The sequence below is a fragment of the Streptomyces sp. NPDC055815 genome (assembly GCF_053616475.1).
The window spans coordinates 1-14,381 of record NZ_JBSHDU010000132.1 but is presented as its reverse complement, the minus strand read 5'-3'; the positions used below and the strand labels follow the sequence as shown (position 1 = coordinate 14,381).

Here is a 14,381-nt window from a genome sequence, read left to right as displayed (position 1 = left end):
CCTGATGGACGTCCCCTTCACGGTCCACGGCCCGGATCCGCTGATCACGCACATGAGGGACCTGTCGGAGAGGCTGGCGTCGGCAGTTGTGGGCATGCGTTCCGCCGGGGCGGAACGGGTGGGCACAACGGAACGGCGCCCCTGCCGGCGCCAGAGGCTCCCGAGCCTGGGCCCGCGACCCGTGCACGGCGCACGGCGGTGCGGGCCAGGGCGCGGAACGCGGAGGCGCCGCTAGAGGGCGCCGTCCGTTGTGCCCACCCGTTCCGCCCCAGCGGAACGATTGCCCACAACTGCCGACGCCAGCCTCTCCGACAGGTCCCTCATGTGCGTGATCAGCGGATCCGGGCCGTGGACCGTGAAGGGGACGTCCATCAGGGCCAGGCGGAGGGCCAGCCATTCGACCGAGTCCGGGACGCGGGCGCGCAGGCGGCAGTGGTCCGGGTCCGTCGCGACCGGGACGAGGTGGGAGGGGAGGCGGGCGACGACGAACTCGGCCGGCGCGGCGAAGGTCACGTCGAGGTCGACCTCGCCCTGCGCCCGGGCCATCGAGCGCGCCATGTACGTGGCCGCGTCGCCCGACGGCAGCTCCCGCGGGGTGAAGCGCGCGCCCGTCGGGAGCGGTTCGCTGACCCGGTCCACCCGGAAGGTCCGCCAGTCCTCCCGCCCCAGGTCGTACGCGACGAGGTACCAGCGGCGGCCGGTCGACACCAGCCGGTACGGCTCCACCAGCCGCTTCGTCTCCGTCCCGTCCCCGGCCCGGTAGCCGAACCGCAGCCGCTCGTGCCCGGTGACCGCTCCCGCGAGCGCGGTCAGCGTGGCGGGCGTGACGGTGGCGCCGTCGCCCCGGGTCAGCGGGATCGTCGCGTTCTGGAGGACCGAGACCCGGTGCCGGAGCCGCGAGGGCAGCACCTGCTCCAGTTTGGCCAGGGCCCGTACGGACGCCTCCTCGACGCCCTCGATGGCGTGCCCGGCCCCCGCACGCAGGCCGACGGCGATCGCGACGGCCTCCTCGTCGTCGAGGAGCAGCGGCGGCATGGCCGTACCGGCGACGAGGCGGTAGCCGCCGACCGCGCCCATGGTGGCCTCGACCGGGTAGCCGAGGTCGCGGAGCCGGTCGATGTCGCGGCGGATGGTGCGCGGGGAGACCTGGAGCCGTTCGGCGAGTTCGCTTCCGGGCCACTCGCGCGGGGTCTGGAGGAGCGAGAGCAGATTCAGGAGTCGTGCCGGGGTGTCCGTCATGTTTTCCAGGATGACGCCCATCTAGGACATGACCTGACCTACATGACTTCTATCTTCTTCGTATGAGTTCACACGACGCCGCCACGGAAGCGGTAGAGGCCGGCGACAAGCGGCGCTGGATCGCCCTCGCCATCGTCATGACCGCCGCCTTCATGGACCTGGTCGACGCCACGATCGTCAACATCGCGATCCCCAGCATCGAGAAGGACCTCGGCGCCACGCCGGCGGTCATCCAGTGGATCACCGCCGGGTACGCGCTCGCGTTCGCCGCCGGTCTGATCACCGGTGGGCGGCTGGGGGACATCTACGGCCGCAAGCGCCTCTTCCTCCTCGGCACCGCCGGCTTCACCCTCGCCTCGGCGCTCTGCGGCTTCGCGGCCAACCAGGAGATGCTGGTCGCCTCCCGCCTCCTCCAGGGCGCGATGGCCGCGATGATGGTGCCGCAGGTCCTGTCGATCATCCACGCCACCTTCCCGGCGCACGAGCGCGGCAAGGTCTTCGGGATGTTCGGCGCGATCATCGGCCTCGGCGCGGTCTCGGGCCCGCTGCTCGGCGCGCTGCTCACGCAGTGGAACATCGCGGGCCTGGAGTGGCGTCCGATCTTCCTGATCAACCTGCCGGTCGGCGTCGCCGCCCTGATCCTGGGCCGGAAGTTCATCGCCGAGTCGAAGGCGCCGAAGGCGCTCAAGCTCGACCTGGTCGGCGTGCTCCTGGTGACGACGGCGCTGCTCATGCTGGTCTACCCGCTGACCCGCGGGCGTGAGCTGGACTGGCCGCTCTGGGGCCACCTGATGATGGCCGGCAGCCTGCTCGTCTTCGGTGCCCTCGTCGCGTACGAGAAGTACAAGACGAAGAAGGACGGTTCGCCGCTCGTCGAGCTGTCGCTGTTCAGGGTGAAGAGCTTCGCGGCGGGCATCGCGGTGCAGCTGACCTTCGGTGTCGTGCTCGGCATCTTTTTCCTGGTCTGGACGCTGTACATGCAGATCGGGCTCGGCTGGACCCCGCTGCACGCGGGTCTGACCGGGGTGCCGTTCTCGATCTCGGTGTCGGTGGCGGCGGGCATGTCCGTGCAGAAGCTGGTGCCGCGCTTCGGCCGGAAGGTGCTCCAGGCGGGCGCGCTGACGATGATCGCGGGCATCCTGCTCTACGTCTTCGTGTCCGGGCGGTACGGGACCGGGATCCACTCCTGGCAGATGATCCCGCCGCTGGTGGTCATGGGCCTCGGCATGGGCCTGATCGTGGCGCCGCTGACGGACGCGGTGCTCTCGGAGGTGCCGAAGGAGCACGCCGGTTCGGCCTCGGGTCTGATCAACACGACCGGGCAGATGGGCAACGCGCTCGGACTCGGCCTGGTGTCGGTGGTCTTCTTCGGGGCGATCGACGACGAGAAGCTCGCCAAGGCTCCGGCCGAGGTGGGGGCGGAGTTCGGGGACGCCTTCCAGAACTCGCTGGGCTGGGCGGCGGGCGTGCTCGCCGTGATCTTCCTGGTGATGTTCGCGCTGCCGGCGAAGCCGAAGCAGCACCTGGAGGGCGGCGGCGACGAGGCCGACGAGACCGTGACGGTCGACAAGGAGCCGGTGCTCGCGCACTGAGCCGGCACCTGGCAGGGCCCTGGTCCCGGGATTCGTCCCGGGGGCAGGGCCCTTCGTCGTACCCGGGCAAGGGCCCGATGCCCGTACAGGCAAGACCGATGTCCGTTTGTGCCCAGATGAATGCCCGAATCCGTTTACTTGGCGGAAATCCCGGCGTAGCCTGACACTGAAACCACAGGTTCGGGCATCGAACGGACGTAGACAGGCATGTACGCACCCGAGCGCCAGCAAGAGATCCTCCGGATCGCCCGCGAGAGCGGACGCGTCGACGTCCTCTCCCTCGCCGAGGAGTTCCAGGTCACCGCCGAGACCGTACGGCGCGACCTCAAGGCCCTCGACCGGGCCGGGCTCGTCCGCCGGGTCCACGGCGGCGCCATCCCCGCCGGACGGCTCGACTTCGAGCCCGACCTCGCCGAGCGCGAGTCCACCGCCGCCGACGAGAAGGACCGCATCGTCCGCGCCGCCCTCGCCGAACTCCCCACGGACGGCAGCGTCGTCCTCGACGCCGGCACGACCCTCGCCCGGCTCGCCGCCGAGTTCCCCCTCGACAGCACCCTGACCGTCGTCACCCACGCCCTCCCCGTCGCCGCCCGCCTCGCCGACCACCCCGGCATCGACCTGCACCTCGTCGGCGGCCGCGTACGCCACCGCACCCGCGCCGCCGTCGACGCCTGGGCGCTCAGGGCGTACGGGGAGATCCGCGCCGACGTCGCCTTCCTCGGCGCCAACGGCTTCTCGGCCGAGCACGGACTCACCACCCCCGACCTCGCCGAGGCCGCCGTCAAGCGGGCCGTCGTCGCCGCCGCCCGCCGGGTCGTGCTCCTCGCCGACTCCGCCAAGCACGGCCAGGAGCACTTCGCCCGCTTCGGCGACCTGGCCGACGTCGACCTGATCGTCACCGACAGCGGGCTCAGCCCCGAGGACGCCGCGGCCATCGAGGCCACCGGAACGGAAGTCGTACGCGCATGATCCTCACCGTCACCCCCAACCCCTCCCTGGACCGGACGTACGAGGTCCCCGGCCTGGAGCGCGGTGAGGTGCTGCGCGCCGCCGCCGAACGCGTCGACCCCGGCGGCAAGGGCGTCAACGTCTCCCGCGCCGTCGCCGCCGCCGGACACCGCACCGTCGCCGTCGTGCCCCTCGGCGGCGCCCCCGGCGCCCTCGTCGCCCAGCTCCTCGCGGGCCGGGGCATCGAGGTCGCCCCCGTCCCCGTCGCCGGCCACACCCGCTCCAACATCGCCCTCGCCGAACCGGACGGCACCCTGACGAAGATCAACGCGCCCGGCCCGGAACTGAGCGGCGAGGAGGCCGAGACCCTGCTCTCCGCCGTCGGCGCCCACTCGCCCGCCGCCGACTGGATCGCCTGCTGCGGCAGCCTCCCGCGCGGCCTCGCCCCCGAGTGGTACGCCCGGCTCGTCACCCGCGCCCACGGCGCCGGGGCCCGGATCGCCCTCGACACCTCGGGCCCGTCGCTGCTCGCGGCGCTCGCCGCCCGCCCCGACGTCGTCAAGCCGAACGCCGACGAACTCGCCGAGGCCGTCGGCCGCCCGCTCGCCACCGTCGGCGACGCGGTCAAGGCGGCCGAGGAACTGCGCGATCTCGGCGCGGGCGCCGTCCTCGCCAGCCTCGGCGCCGACGGCCAGCTCCTCGTCTCGGCGGACGGCGTCTGGTACGGCCACGCAGCCGTCGCCGCCGTCCGCTCCAACGTCGGCGCGGGCGACGCCTCCCTCGCCGGCTTCCTCGCGGCAGGCGGCGAAGGCCCCGAAGCCCTCGCGGCCGCCGTCGCCCACGGCGCGGCCGCCGTCCAGCTGCCCGGCAGCGAGATGCCCACGCCGGGCGACCTGGACCCGGCGGCGGTCACGGTGACCGCCGACGTACCCCTCGACCGAGTACTCAGCGAGCAAGGGAGCCCGCGATGAGCAGGATGATCACCGCGGACCTGGTCGACCTCGACCTGTCCGCCGACAGCAAGGAAGCGGCGGCCCGTTCGCTCGCGGAGCGCATGGTCGCACGCGGCCGGGTGACCGACCTCGACGGCTTCCTCGCCGACGTCGCCGCCCGCGAGGCCCAGATGCCGACCGGCCTCGACGGCGGCATCGGCATCCCGCACTGCCGCAGCGCCCACGTCACCGAACCCACCCTCGCCTTCGGCCGCTCCGCCGCCGGAGTCGACTTCGGCGCCCCGGACGGCCCGGCGGACCTGATCTTCCTGATCGCGGCCCCGGCGGGCGCGGACGACGCCCATCTGACGATCCTGTCCTCCCTGGCGCGCCACCTGATGGACCCCGAGTTCACGGACGCGCTGCGCTCCGCGACGTCCCCGGCGGGGGCGGCGGCGCTGATCGCGGGGGAGGAGGAGCCGGTTGCGGAGGAGCCTTCTGTGGAGGCCCCTTCCGTGGAGGCCCCTTCTGTGGAGGTCCCTTCCGTGGAGGCCCCTTCCGCCGAGGCCCCTTCCACGGAGGCCCCTTCCGCCGAGGCCCCTGCCACGGACGCACCGGTCCCGGCCGCCGAGGCGCCCTTCCGGATCGTCGCCGTCACCTCCTGCCCCACCGGCATCGCTCACACCTACATGGCGGCCGAGGCGCTGGAGAAGGCGGGCGAGGCCACGGGCGTCGAGGTCTCCGTCGAGACGCAGGGTTCGGCCGGGTTCACCCGGCTCGACCCGGCGGTCGTCGCGGCCGCGGACGGCGTGATCTTCGCGCACGACGTGCCGGTACGGGAGAAGGAACGGTTCGCCGGAAAGCCGACCGTCGACGTGGGCGTGAAGGCCGGCATCAACCGCGCCGCCGAACTCATCGCCGAGGTCCGGGACAAGGCCGCACGCGGCGAGGTCTCCACCGCGAGGCCCACACCCGTCGAGAGCGCGGGCGAGCCGGGCGAGGGCTACGGCACCAAGCTCCGCAAGTGGCTGATGTCCGGCGTCAGTTACATGGTCCCGTTCGTCGCCGCGGGCGGCCTCCTCATCGCCCTCGGCTTCGCCATCGGCGGCTGGGACATCAACAAGGCCCCCTCCGTCACCCAGCACTTCGACTGGGGCCAGGTCGACAGCTGGGCCGCGCTGATGTTCCAGATCGGCGGCCTCGCGTTCGGCTTCCTCGTCCCGGTCCTCGCCGGGTACATCTCGTACGGGATGGCCGACCGCCCCGGTCTCGTCCCCGGCTTCGTCGGCGGCGCGATCGCGCTCACCGTCAACGCGGGCTTCCTCGGCGGCCTCGTCGCCGGCCTCATCGCGGGCGGCACGGTCCTCGCCATCCAGCGGGTGCGGATACCCGCCGTCCTCAGGGGCATCATGCCGGTGGTCGTGATCCCGCTGTTGTCCTCGATCGTCGTGGGCTTCCTGATGTTCCTCGTCGTCGGCAAGCCGATCGCGAGCCTCCAGAAGGCCCTGACGGACTGGCTGTCCGGCCTCTCCGGCGCCAACGCGGTGATCCTCGGCGTCATCCTCGGCCTGATGATGTGCTTCGACCTCGGCGGCCCGGTCAACAAGGTCGCGTACGCCTTCGCCGTCGGCGGCCTCGCCAACCCCAGCGAGGGCTCCCTCAAGGTCATGGCCGCCGTGATGGCGGCGGGCATGGTGCCGCCGCTGGCGATGGCCCTCGCCACGACCGTACGGGGCCGGCTCTTCACGAAGACCGAGCGCGAGAACGGCAAGGCCGCCTGGGTCCTCGGGGCCTCGTTCATCTCCGAGGGCGCGATCCCCTTCGCCGCCGCCGACCCGCTCCGGGTCATCCCTGCGGCGATGGCGGGCGGCGCGGTCACCGGCGCCCTGTCGATGGCCTTCGAGTGCACCCTGCGGGCCCCGCACGGCGGCGTCTTCGTGGTCCCGCTGATCGGCAACCCGTTCCTCTACCTGCTCGCGATCGCGGCGGGCACGGTCGTCAGCGCCGGACTGGTGATCCTCCTCAAGAGCGCCCGGAAAAGCGCCCCCGAGGCGGCGCCCGAGGGCGAGCGGACCCAGGCCGACACGAGGGTGACCGTGGCGGCCTGACCCCGGCCCCTGGACAGGAGGGGCCGGACGAAGAGGGGCGGTGCGCACCGCGAGCGCACCGCCCCTCAGCCGTCACCCGTCGGTCAGGACTTCAGGCCCGGGATGAGGTTGCGTGCGGTGCCTGGAGGCAGAGCGCGTTTGAAATTGCGCAGTGCACCCGTGGTGGGTGTCGTCTGCTGGAACCAGCCTTCGCTCCAGACGAACGTCTGGCCGTTGATGTCGCCGTGGGTCTGCCACACCTCGCCGTTCGTCCTGACGATCTTGACGAACGCATCGTTGCCCTGTGCCTCGATGGCGACCCCGCACGCGGTGCCGGGGAAGGCGGTCCCGTCCTCCTCGGAGCCGTTCGCGGGATCGGTCATGGTCGCGGTCAAGTTGGTGAGGTCCTGCCAGACGATCGTCCCGCCCGGCACGGACGCCTTCCCGACGTACACCTTGTCGCCGGTGAGCACCGCCTGGAAGTCCTCGGTGTTCGAGGGGCTGTAGGTGTCGATGTCGGAGCAGGGGCCGGTGGGTCCGGTGGGTCCAGTGGGGCCGGTGGGTCCGGTTGCGCCTGTCGCGCCCGTGGGTCCGGTCGGGCCGGTGTCACCTGTGGCTCCGGTCGGCCCTGTGGGTCCGGTCGGTCCCGTGGGTCCGGTGTCGCCCGTGGCGCCTGTGGCTCCGGTGGGTCCGGTCGGTCCGGTGTCGCCCGTGGGTCCGGTGGGCCCGGTGTCACCCGTGGCTCCTGTGGCTCCGGTCGGCCCTGTGGGTCCGGTCGGTCCCGTGGGTCCGGTGTCGCCCGTGGCGCCTGTGGCCCCCGTGGCTCCGGTCGGTCCCGTCGGTCCGGTGGGGCCGGTCGGTCCCGTGGGACCGGTGGCGCCCGTAGCGCCCGTAGCGCCCGTAGCCCCGGTCGGTCCGGTCGGTCCCTTCGGTCCGGTCGGGCCCGTCGGGCCCGGTGGTCCGGGCTTGCAGTCGTCGCCGTGGCCGTCGTCACCGCCGCCGAGCAGCCTGTCCGTCAGGGCGCGGGGCTGGTGGCCGTCCAGGAGGGGCTGGATCTGGTGGTCGAGGTAGCCCTTGAGGTCGTCGGGCGGGGGGCCGTCCTGCTCCCACGGCGGGGGACCGTCCTGCTCCCACGGCGGGGGGCCGTCCTCGTGGTGGGGCGGCGGGCCGTCCTCGTGCGGGGGCCGCTCCTCGCAGTGGTCGCCCGCCGGGGTGCCCGCCAGCGTCGTACCGGGGGTCTGCCTCCACGACGTGGCCGCCGCCGGCGAGGCGAAGCCCGTGAGGAGTAGCGCGACGGAGGCGATGGCGCCGCTGCAGAGCCATGCGTGCCGCCGGGGCAGCGGGCCGAGCGGGGACCTGGTCCTGGCATCAGGACGCATGCATGCTCCTTCCTCCACCGGCGCTGTGGCCGGTGTGAGTGAGGTCGAGAGAGGGAGCCGGATCTCGCTCCCTTTAATCGGATCATCGGATCGCGCATGCAAAGACTTGACGGTTTCTTGGCGTTCTCAGCGCCATGGCCTAGCACGGATAGCCGAATGGATGCGTACGCAACGGCGAACTTCGAACGGCCCGTCGGCGTGCCGACACCGCATCCACGGGGAGTCGCCCATAGGGTCACGCCCCGATCGGCCCCCGAGGGATCCCCCCGCCCCCACCGGAAGTGGTGTTGCCGTGCGTCCGTCCATCTGCTTGTGCATGATCGTCAAGAACGAGGCCGCGGTGATCGAGCGCTGCCTCGCCTCCGTCCGCGGTCTCATCGACACCTGGGTCATCTCCGACACCGGCTCCACGGACGGCACCCGGGAGCTCATCCGCAAGGCCCTCGACGGCATCCCGGGGGAGCTGCGCGAGGAGCCCTGGGTGAACTTCGGCCACAACCGCAGCCTGAACATCGCGCACGCCCGCGGCCGCGCCGACTACCTGCTGCTCATGGACGCCGACCACGTCCTGCGGCAGGACGGCCCGCTGCCCGCCGACGGCGGCCCGCTGGCCGACGCGTACATGATCCGGCACGAGGGGGCCCTGGAGTACCGCATCAAACGCCTGGTCAGAGGCGATCTGCCGTGGCGGTACGAGGGCGTCACCCACGAGTACCTGACGGCCGACCGGGACCACGTCCAGGAGAACCTGGACGCCCTCGTCATCGAGGACCACGCCGACGGCGGCTCGCGCCACGACAAGTTCGAGCGCGACGCCCGTCTCCTCGGCGCCGAGCTCGACCGGGACCCGACGAATCCCCGTACGGTCTTCTACCTCGCGCAGACCCTGCGGGACATGGGCCGCTCCGACGAGGCCGTCGCCCTCTACGAGCGGCGCGCGGCCATGGGCGGCTGGGGCGAGGAGGTGTACTACTCCCTGCTCCAGGCAGGCATCCTCCGGGCCGAAGCCGACGACTGGCCGGCCGGGATGGACGCCCTCACGCGCGCGTGGGAGTCGCGGCCGGAGCGCCTGGAGGCCTGCTACGAGCTGGCGGCACGGCTGCGGAAGCGGGGCCGCCACCACTCCGCCCACGCCGTCGTCTCCGCCGTCCTGGACCGGAAGCAGCCCGCCGACCTGCTGTTCATGCAGCCGTGGGTGTACCGGTGGGGGCTGCTCTTCGAGTACTCGATCAGCTCGTACTGGATCGGGGATCACGCCGCCTCGCTGGCGGCCTGCGACCGTCTCCTGGCCCTGCCCGACCTGCCCGGGTCCTACCGCGAACAGACCCGCGCCAACCGGGCGTTCGCCGTGGCGAAGCTCGGCCAGGCCCCCGCCCCCGCCCCCGCGCTCGCCTGAGGAGCCGTCGATGGGAACCCCCACCCCCGTACGGGACCGTGCCGCGGACCCCGCCCGCAGCCGCCCGCCACGCCCTGAAGCCGAGGATCACCGCCACCCGTGGGGCGTGTGGCTGTGGCCCGGGCTCCTCTCGCTGGTCCTCTGCCTGTACGGGGCCGGGCGTCCCCAGCTCTGGCAGGACGAGCTCAGCAGCTGGGACATGGCGACCCGTTCGACGGACCGGCTCCTCGACACGGTCCACCACGTGGATGCCGTCCTCGCCGCCTACTACCTGCTCCTGCACGGCTGGACGGGCCTCTTCGGCGACTCCGATCTCGCCCTGCGCATGCCCTCGGTGCTCGCGGCGACCGGGGCGGCGGTCTGCACGGCCCTGATCGGCGCGCGGCTCTTCGGGCGGCGTGCCGGCCTCGTGGCGGGGCTGCTCTTCGCCCTGACCCCGGTGGTGACGCGCTACGCGCAGGAGGCCCGGCCGTACGCCCTCGTCGTCCTCGCGGTCGCCCTCGCCACCCTGCTCCTCCTCCGGGCCCTCGACCGCCCGGACAGCACATGGCGCTGGGCGGCGTACGCCCTGGCCGTGACGGCGATCGGCCTGCTGCATCTGGTGGCGCTGACGGCCCTCGCCGGCCATGTCGTCGCGGCCGCCGCGAAGGGACGGGGCGTCGTCCTGCGCTGCGGCGTCTCCGCTTTCCTCGGCGTGGCCTCGGTGGCCCCGGTCGTGGCCCTCGGCCGGTCGCAGGCCGGGCGGCAGGTTTCCTGGATCCCCCGGCCCGACCTGTGGGACCTGGCCGGTCTCTGGCCGCAGCTGTTCGGCGCCGGGCTCGCCGCGGGCGCGGTCCTGGCGCTCGCGGCGGTGGCCTGGGCGCACCCGAAGAACCGCACGGACCGGGCCCGGCTCCGCGCGACGACCGTCTCGGCCGCGGCGCCCGTGCTGATCCTGTGGACGGCCTCGCACGGGGACGTGTCGTACTTCCACTTCCGCTATCTGCTGTTCACGCTGCCCGCCTGGGCGGTCCTGGCCGGGGCCGGGCTGCGGGACGTACGGCCGCGGGCCCTCCTCGCCGTCCTCCTGGCCGGGCTCGCCCTGTTCACGCTGCCCGACCAGCGGCCGCTGCGCGAGCCGTACGCGCACTTCTGGCAGGGCGTGGACTACCGGGGCGCCGCCGACACCATCCGCAGGTACCACCGCCCCGGCGACGCGGTGGTCTTCGACCGGGGCGACGACCACTGGCGTCTGCTCGACGTGGGCGTGCGCCACTACCTGCCCCGCGAACTGCGCCCGCGCGACGTCTTCCTGGACCGCTCCGCGGCCGACCGGGCGGACCTGCGGTCCTCGGAGTGCCCGGACCCGGCGCGCTGCCTGCGCGGCGAGCGGCGGATCTGGCTGGTCGTGCCCGCGGGCGAGGCGGATCCGCTGAACGCCCTTCCCCCGGCCCAGGCCCGCGCCCTGCGCGCCCGCTACACGGCGTCCGGCACCGAGCGGCTGACGGGAGTCACCGTCGCGCTCCTGGTCCGGACCCGGTAGCGGGCCCTCCCGTCAGCGGACCCGGTAGCGGGCCCTTTCGCCAGCGGACCCGGTGGCGGGCCCTCCCGTCAGCGGACCCGGGAGCGGGACTCCATCGCTCCGCGGGCCGCGTGCTCGTCCTCGTACACCTCGCACATGTGCCGGCCGTCCGGCGTCGCCGTGTGCTCGACCTCCCAGAGGCTGACCTCGCTGCCGTCGAGCAGCAGGAACTGGTGCTCGTAGAGGGTGAAGCCGGCGTCCCGGCCGCCCTCCACCGGGCAGTGGCGGCCGAAGGCCTGCGTGATGTGGTGCGCGAAGGCCAGCCGGAGACGGCGGGCCGTACGCTCGCCCGGCCGGTCCGCGTTCTCCGCGCGGCGCAGGACGCGGCGCGCGTGGTCCGGGGAGTTGTCCGGCACGTACATCCGGGGCTGGGCCGGTATCGGGCGGGCGAGCAGGGCGCTCAGCAGCTCCAGGTCGTCGTCCTCGTCGAGGACGCGGCCGTCGGCGCGCTCCGCCGTCCACCCCGGCAGCGGCCCGGCCGGGAGCCGGGAGGCGGCGAGCCGCGCCTCCGCCTCCTCCAGGTACAGCTCGTGCTGCGTCGCGCCGTCCCGGCCGGCGTTGTGCGCGAGCTCCCAGACGCTGAGCGCGCTGCCGTCGGCGAGCAGATACGTATGGCGGTGGGTCGTGCGGTGCAGCGACGCGCTGTGGTGCGAGGAGTGCAGCGCGCTGGAGTGGGCGAGCGCCGTGCCGAGGCGCTCGACGGTGGAGTCGGGCAGGTCGAAGGAGTTGAGCGCCCGGCCGAGGAGTCGCTCAAGGTGCGTCTCGGTCGTCTCGTACGGATCGTGAGGATCCTGCGGATCGTTCAAGAGGGTCTCCAGGCCGTCGCCGCATGTCACTTGGTGCTTGCTTAACGTAGTCCCTGGGTCTGACATCGTGTCCGGGGTTCCGGCAAAACGAAGGGCCCGCTCGCGAAGTTCCCGCCCTTTTCCTCCAACTCCCGCCCCCTTACCGGGAGTACGCGTCTGCTTCCGGCCCGTACAGCTCGCGGTACGAGGGGAAGTCGCCGCCCGGGCCGCGCAGACCGCCCGGGGCGGCGAGGACGGCCCGCACGATGGCCCGGGTGACCAGGTCCGCGCCCGCCGCCAGGATCTCGTTCAGGGCGAGCGGGCCGGGCCCCTCCGGGAGCTCCCGGGCCCCGGTGGCGAGGGCGAAGACCGTGTCCCCGTCGTTCATCAGGTGCACCGGCCGTACCCCGCGCGCGATGCCGTCGTGCGCGGTGCCGGCCACCTTCCGGGCCTGGGCCCGGGTGAGGACCGCGTCCGTGGCGACGACGGCGAGCGTGGTGTTCAGCGGGGGCGGGGCGGCCGCCTTGCGCGCCTCCGCGAGGCGCCGCCCGGCCGCCTCGTGGACGGAGGCGTCGGGGAAGTCGAGGCGGCCCGCGTCGTAGTAGGAGCCGTACGGGACGCCGTTCGTCGGGTCGACGGCCGCGCCGACCGCGTTCACCACCACGAGCGCGCCGACCGTGATCCCCGACTCCAGGACGGTGCTCGCGGTCCCGACCCCGCCCCGCAGTCCGCCGACGACGGCCCCCGTGCCCGCGCCGACCGCGCCCGTCTCCACGCGCGCGTGGTCCCCGGCCGCAGCGGCCGCCGCCACCGCCGCGCGGCCCGTCGCCGCGTCCGGGCGGGCCGTGAAGTCGCCGCCCCGGCCCAGGTCGAAGACGCACGCGGCGGGCACGACCGGCACCACGTGGGACGGGTCGGGGCCCACCCGCACGCCCCGGTGCCGCTCCTCCAGCCAGGCCATCACCCCGGAGGCGGAGTCGAGGCCGTACGCGCTGCCGCCGGTCAGGACGACCGCGTCGATCCGCTGCACCACGTTCCGCGGGTCCAGGGCGTCCGTCTCCCGGGTGCCGGGACCCCCGCCCCGTACGTCCACGGCGGCGACGACGCCCCCCTCCGGGGCCAGGACGACCGTGGTGCCGCTCAGGGCCCCGGGCCGGTCCACGCGCGCGTGGCCGACGCGCAGGCCGGTCACGTCGGTGATCGAGTCCTGAAGTGTCATGTCCCCTCCCTACCACGGCGCTTGGCTGATCGCTCCGGTCAGCGCTTCGGGCCGAGGTAGGTGCCGCCCGAGGCGTCGATCACCGTGCCGGTGATCCAGCGGCCGTCCTCCGAGGCCAGGAAGGCCACCGGGTCGGCGATGTCCTCCGGCTGCCCGACCCACGGCAGCGCCTGGCCGGCGATCAGCATCGCTTCGAGCTGGGGCATCGCCGCCATGGCGGCGGTGAGCGAGGCGGTCCGGGTCGGGCCGGGGGCGACGGTGTTGACGGTGATCCGGCGCTCCCCGACGACGTTGGCGAGCGTGCGGGTGAAGGTCTCCATGGCGCCCTTCGTCATCGCGTACGCCAACTCGTCGGCGAGGGCGATCCGGGTGACGGCGGACCCGATGTTGATGATCCGGCCGCCGTCCCTGAGCAGCGGCAGCAGGCCCTGGACGAGGAAGTACGGCGCCCGGACGTTGACCGCGAAGAGGCGGTCGAACTCCTCCGGGGTCTCGTCCGCGAGGTGGCCGCCGGAGGTCGTCGCGGCGGCGTTGTTGACGAGGACGTCGAGGGCCGGCTCGCCGGTGTGGGCGGTGAGCCCGGCCCGGACGCCCTCGACGAGCGCGAGCACGCCGTCGTGGGTGGCCAGGTCGGCCCCGACGGAGAAGGCCCGCCCGCCGTCCCGGACGATCAGGTCGACGGTCTCCTGCGCGGCGGCGGCGTCCTGCCCGTAGTGCACGGCGACGACCATCCCGTCCCGGGCGAGCCGCCGGGCGAGGGCGCGGCCGATACCGCGGGAGGAGCCGGTGACGAGGGCGGTGCGGGGGTTGGTGGGGCTCTGCATGAGGGTCTCCTCGTTTCCGGTGCGCTGGGGCGGGTCCCCGGGGCACGGAAGGAACGCTCGCGCGACGCGCTGACGAACCACTGACAGCCGGCTGACGCCCGCCCCGTTGTGGGCGCGCTTCCGCCCGTTGTGGGCATGCGTTCCGCCGGGGCGGTGCCCACCCGCCGGGACGGCGCCCCGCCCGTTGTGGGCAATCGTTCCGCTGGGGCGGAACGGGTGGGCACAACGGACGGCGCCCTTGCCGGCGCCAGAGGCTCCCGCGCCTGGACCCGCACCACGCGTGCGCCGCGCACAGGGGTGCGGGTCAGGGCGCGGAACGCGGAGGCGCCGCGGAGGGCGCCGTCCCGTGTGCCCACCCGTTCCGCCCCAGCGGAACGATTGCCCACAACGGGCGGGGCGCCGTCCCGGCGGGTGGGCAC

Annotated in this window: 11 protein-coding genes; 6 read left to right on the top strand and 5 right to left on the bottom strand. The window is 73.7% G+C overall.

The annotated features are described in order from the left end of the window. Positions 1 to 231: 231 nt before the first annotated feature. A complete protein-coding gene (locus ACWGN5_RS40600; RefSeq protein WP_453523682.1) occupies positions 232 to 1,239 on the bottom strand; it encodes a helix-turn-helix transcriptional regulator in 1,008 nt (335 codons plus the stop codon). 62 nt (positions 1,240 to 1,301) lie between these two features. On the opposite strand from ACWGN5_RS40600, the gene ACWGN5_RS40595 reads away from it, so the two are divergent. The 4 genes from ACWGN5_RS40595 (at position 1,302) to ACWGN5_RS40580 (ending at position 6,819) form a co-directional block, all read left to right on the top strand. Then, positions 1,302 to 2,831 carry an MFS transporter gene (locus ACWGN5_RS40595; protein WP_453523679.1) on the top strand — a complete coding sequence of 510 codons (1,530 nt, stop codon included), beginning with the start codon at positions 1,302 to 1,304 and terminating at the stop codon, positions 2,829 to 2,831. Positions 2,832 to 3,038: 207 nt separating this feature from the next. After that, a complete protein-coding gene (locus ACWGN5_RS40590; protein WP_453523676.1) occupies positions 3,039 to 3,800 on the top strand; it encodes a DeoR/GlpR family DNA-binding transcription regulator in 762 nt (253 codons plus the stop codon). After that, positions 3,797 to 4,750: a 1-phosphofructokinase gene (gene pfkB, locus ACWGN5_RS40585; protein ID WP_453523674.1), complete on the top strand. Its 954-nt coding sequence runs from the start codon at positions 3,797 to 3,799 to the stop codon at positions 4,748 to 4,750. Before ACWGN5_RS40590 ends, pfkB begins: the two co-directional genes overlap by 4 nt. Beyond that, a complete protein-coding gene (locus tag ACWGN5_RS40580) occupies positions 4,747 to 6,819 on the top strand; it encodes a fructose-specific PTS transporter subunit EIIC (RefSeq protein WP_453523671.1) in 2,073 nt (690 codons plus the stop codon). The genes pfkB and ACWGN5_RS40580 overlap by 4 nt, the downstream gene beginning before the upstream one ends. An 83-nt stretch (positions 6,820 to 6,902) precedes the next feature. On the opposite strand, the gene ACWGN5_RS40575 is transcribed toward ACWGN5_RS40580, so the two are convergent. Continuing rightward, positions 6,903 to 8,177 carry a hypothetical protein gene (locus tag ACWGN5_RS40575; RefSeq protein WP_453523669.1) on the bottom strand — a complete coding sequence of 425 codons (1,275 nt, stop codon included), beginning with the start codon at positions 8,175 to 8,177 and terminating at the stop codon, positions 6,903 to 6,905. A 316-nt stretch (positions 8,178 to 8,493) separates the two neighbouring features. Between ACWGN5_RS40575 and ACWGN5_RS40570 the strand changes: the two genes are divergently transcribed. Both ACWGN5_RS40570 and ACWGN5_RS40565 read left to right on the top strand, forming a co-directional pair. Next, the gene (locus ACWGN5_RS40570; RefSeq protein ID WP_453523666.1) at positions 8,494 to 9,573 is read left to right on the top strand and encodes a glycosyltransferase; all 1,080 of its coding nucleotides are present in this window, start codon (positions 8,494 to 8,496) and stop codon (positions 9,571 to 9,573) included. Between the two features lie 10 nt (positions 9,574 to 9,583). After that, complete coding sequence (locus ACWGN5_RS40565; protein WP_453523664.1) at positions 9,584 to 11,095, top strand: glycosyltransferase family 39 protein; 1,512 nt, start codon at positions 9,584 to 9,586, stop codon at positions 11,093 to 11,095. A gap of 68 nt (positions 11,096 to 11,163) precedes the next feature. Here ACWGN5_RS40565 and ACWGN5_RS40560 read toward each other — a convergent pair whose 3' ends face one another. The 3 genes from ACWGN5_RS40560 to ACWGN5_RS40550 form a co-directional block, all read right to left on the bottom strand. Then, entirely contained in the window at positions 11,164 to 12,006 is an 843-nt protein-coding gene (locus tag ACWGN5_RS40560; protein ID WP_453523661.1) for a DUF6227 family protein, read from the bottom strand. A 73-nt stretch (positions 12,007 to 12,079) separates the two neighbouring features. Then, positions 12,080 to 13,138 (bottom strand): P1 family peptidase, encoded by a 1,059-nt coding sequence (locus ACWGN5_RS40555; RefSeq protein ID WP_453523658.1) that lies wholly within the window; start codon positions 13,136 to 13,138, stop codon positions 12,080 to 12,082. A gap of 38 nt (positions 13,139 to 13,176) precedes the next feature. Next, entirely contained in the window at positions 13,177 to 13,962 is a 786-nt protein-coding gene (locus ACWGN5_RS40550; protein WP_453523656.1) for an SDR family oxidoreductase, read from the bottom strand. Between the last annotated feature and the right edge of the window lie 419 nt (positions 13,963 to 14,381).

Bases quoted from the DNA above. Each gene is read 5' to 3' on its own strand.
- ACWGN5_RS40575 (WP_453523669.1), bottom strand. From the start codon at position 8,177: ATGCGTCCTGATGCCAGGACCAGGTCCCCGCTCGGCCCGCTGCCCCGG.
- pfkB (WP_453523674.1), top strand. From the start codon at position 3,797: ATGATCCTCACCGTCACCCCCAACCCCTCCCTGGACCGGACGTACGAG.
- ACWGN5_RS40550 (WP_453523656.1), bottom strand. From the start codon at position 13,962: ATGCAGAGCCCCACCAACCCCCGCACCGCCCTCGTCACCGGCTCCTCC.
- ACWGN5_RS40570 (WP_453523666.1), top strand. From the start codon at position 8,494: ATGATCGTCAAGAACGAGGCCGCGGTGATCGAGCGCTGCCTCGCCTCC.
- ACWGN5_RS40580 (WP_453523671.1), top strand. From the start codon at position 4,747: ATGAGCAGGATGATCACCGCGGACCTGGTCGACCTCGACCTGTCCGCC.
- ACWGN5_RS40595 (WP_453523679.1), top strand. From the start codon at position 1,302: ATGAGTTCACACGACGCCGCCACGGAAGCGGTAGAGGCCGGCGACAAG.
- ACWGN5_RS40565 (WP_453523664.1), top strand. From the start codon at position 9,584: ATGGGAACCCCCACCCCCGTACGGGACCGTGCCGCGGACCCCGCCCGC.
- ACWGN5_RS40555 (WP_453523658.1), bottom strand. From the start codon at position 13,138: ATGACACTTCAGGACTCGATCACCGACGTGACCGGCCTGCGCGTCGGC.
- ACWGN5_RS40600 (WP_453523682.1), bottom strand. From the start codon at position 1,239: ATGACGGACACCCCGGCACGACTCCTGAATCTGCTCTCGCTCCTCCAG.
- ACWGN5_RS40590 (WP_453523676.1), top strand. From the start codon at position 3,039: ATGTACGCACCCGAGCGCCAGCAAGAGATCCTCCGGATCGCCCGCGAG.
- ACWGN5_RS40560 (WP_453523661.1), bottom strand. From the start codon at position 12,006: ATGTCAGACCCAGGGACTACGTTAAGCAAGCACCAAGTGACATGCGGC.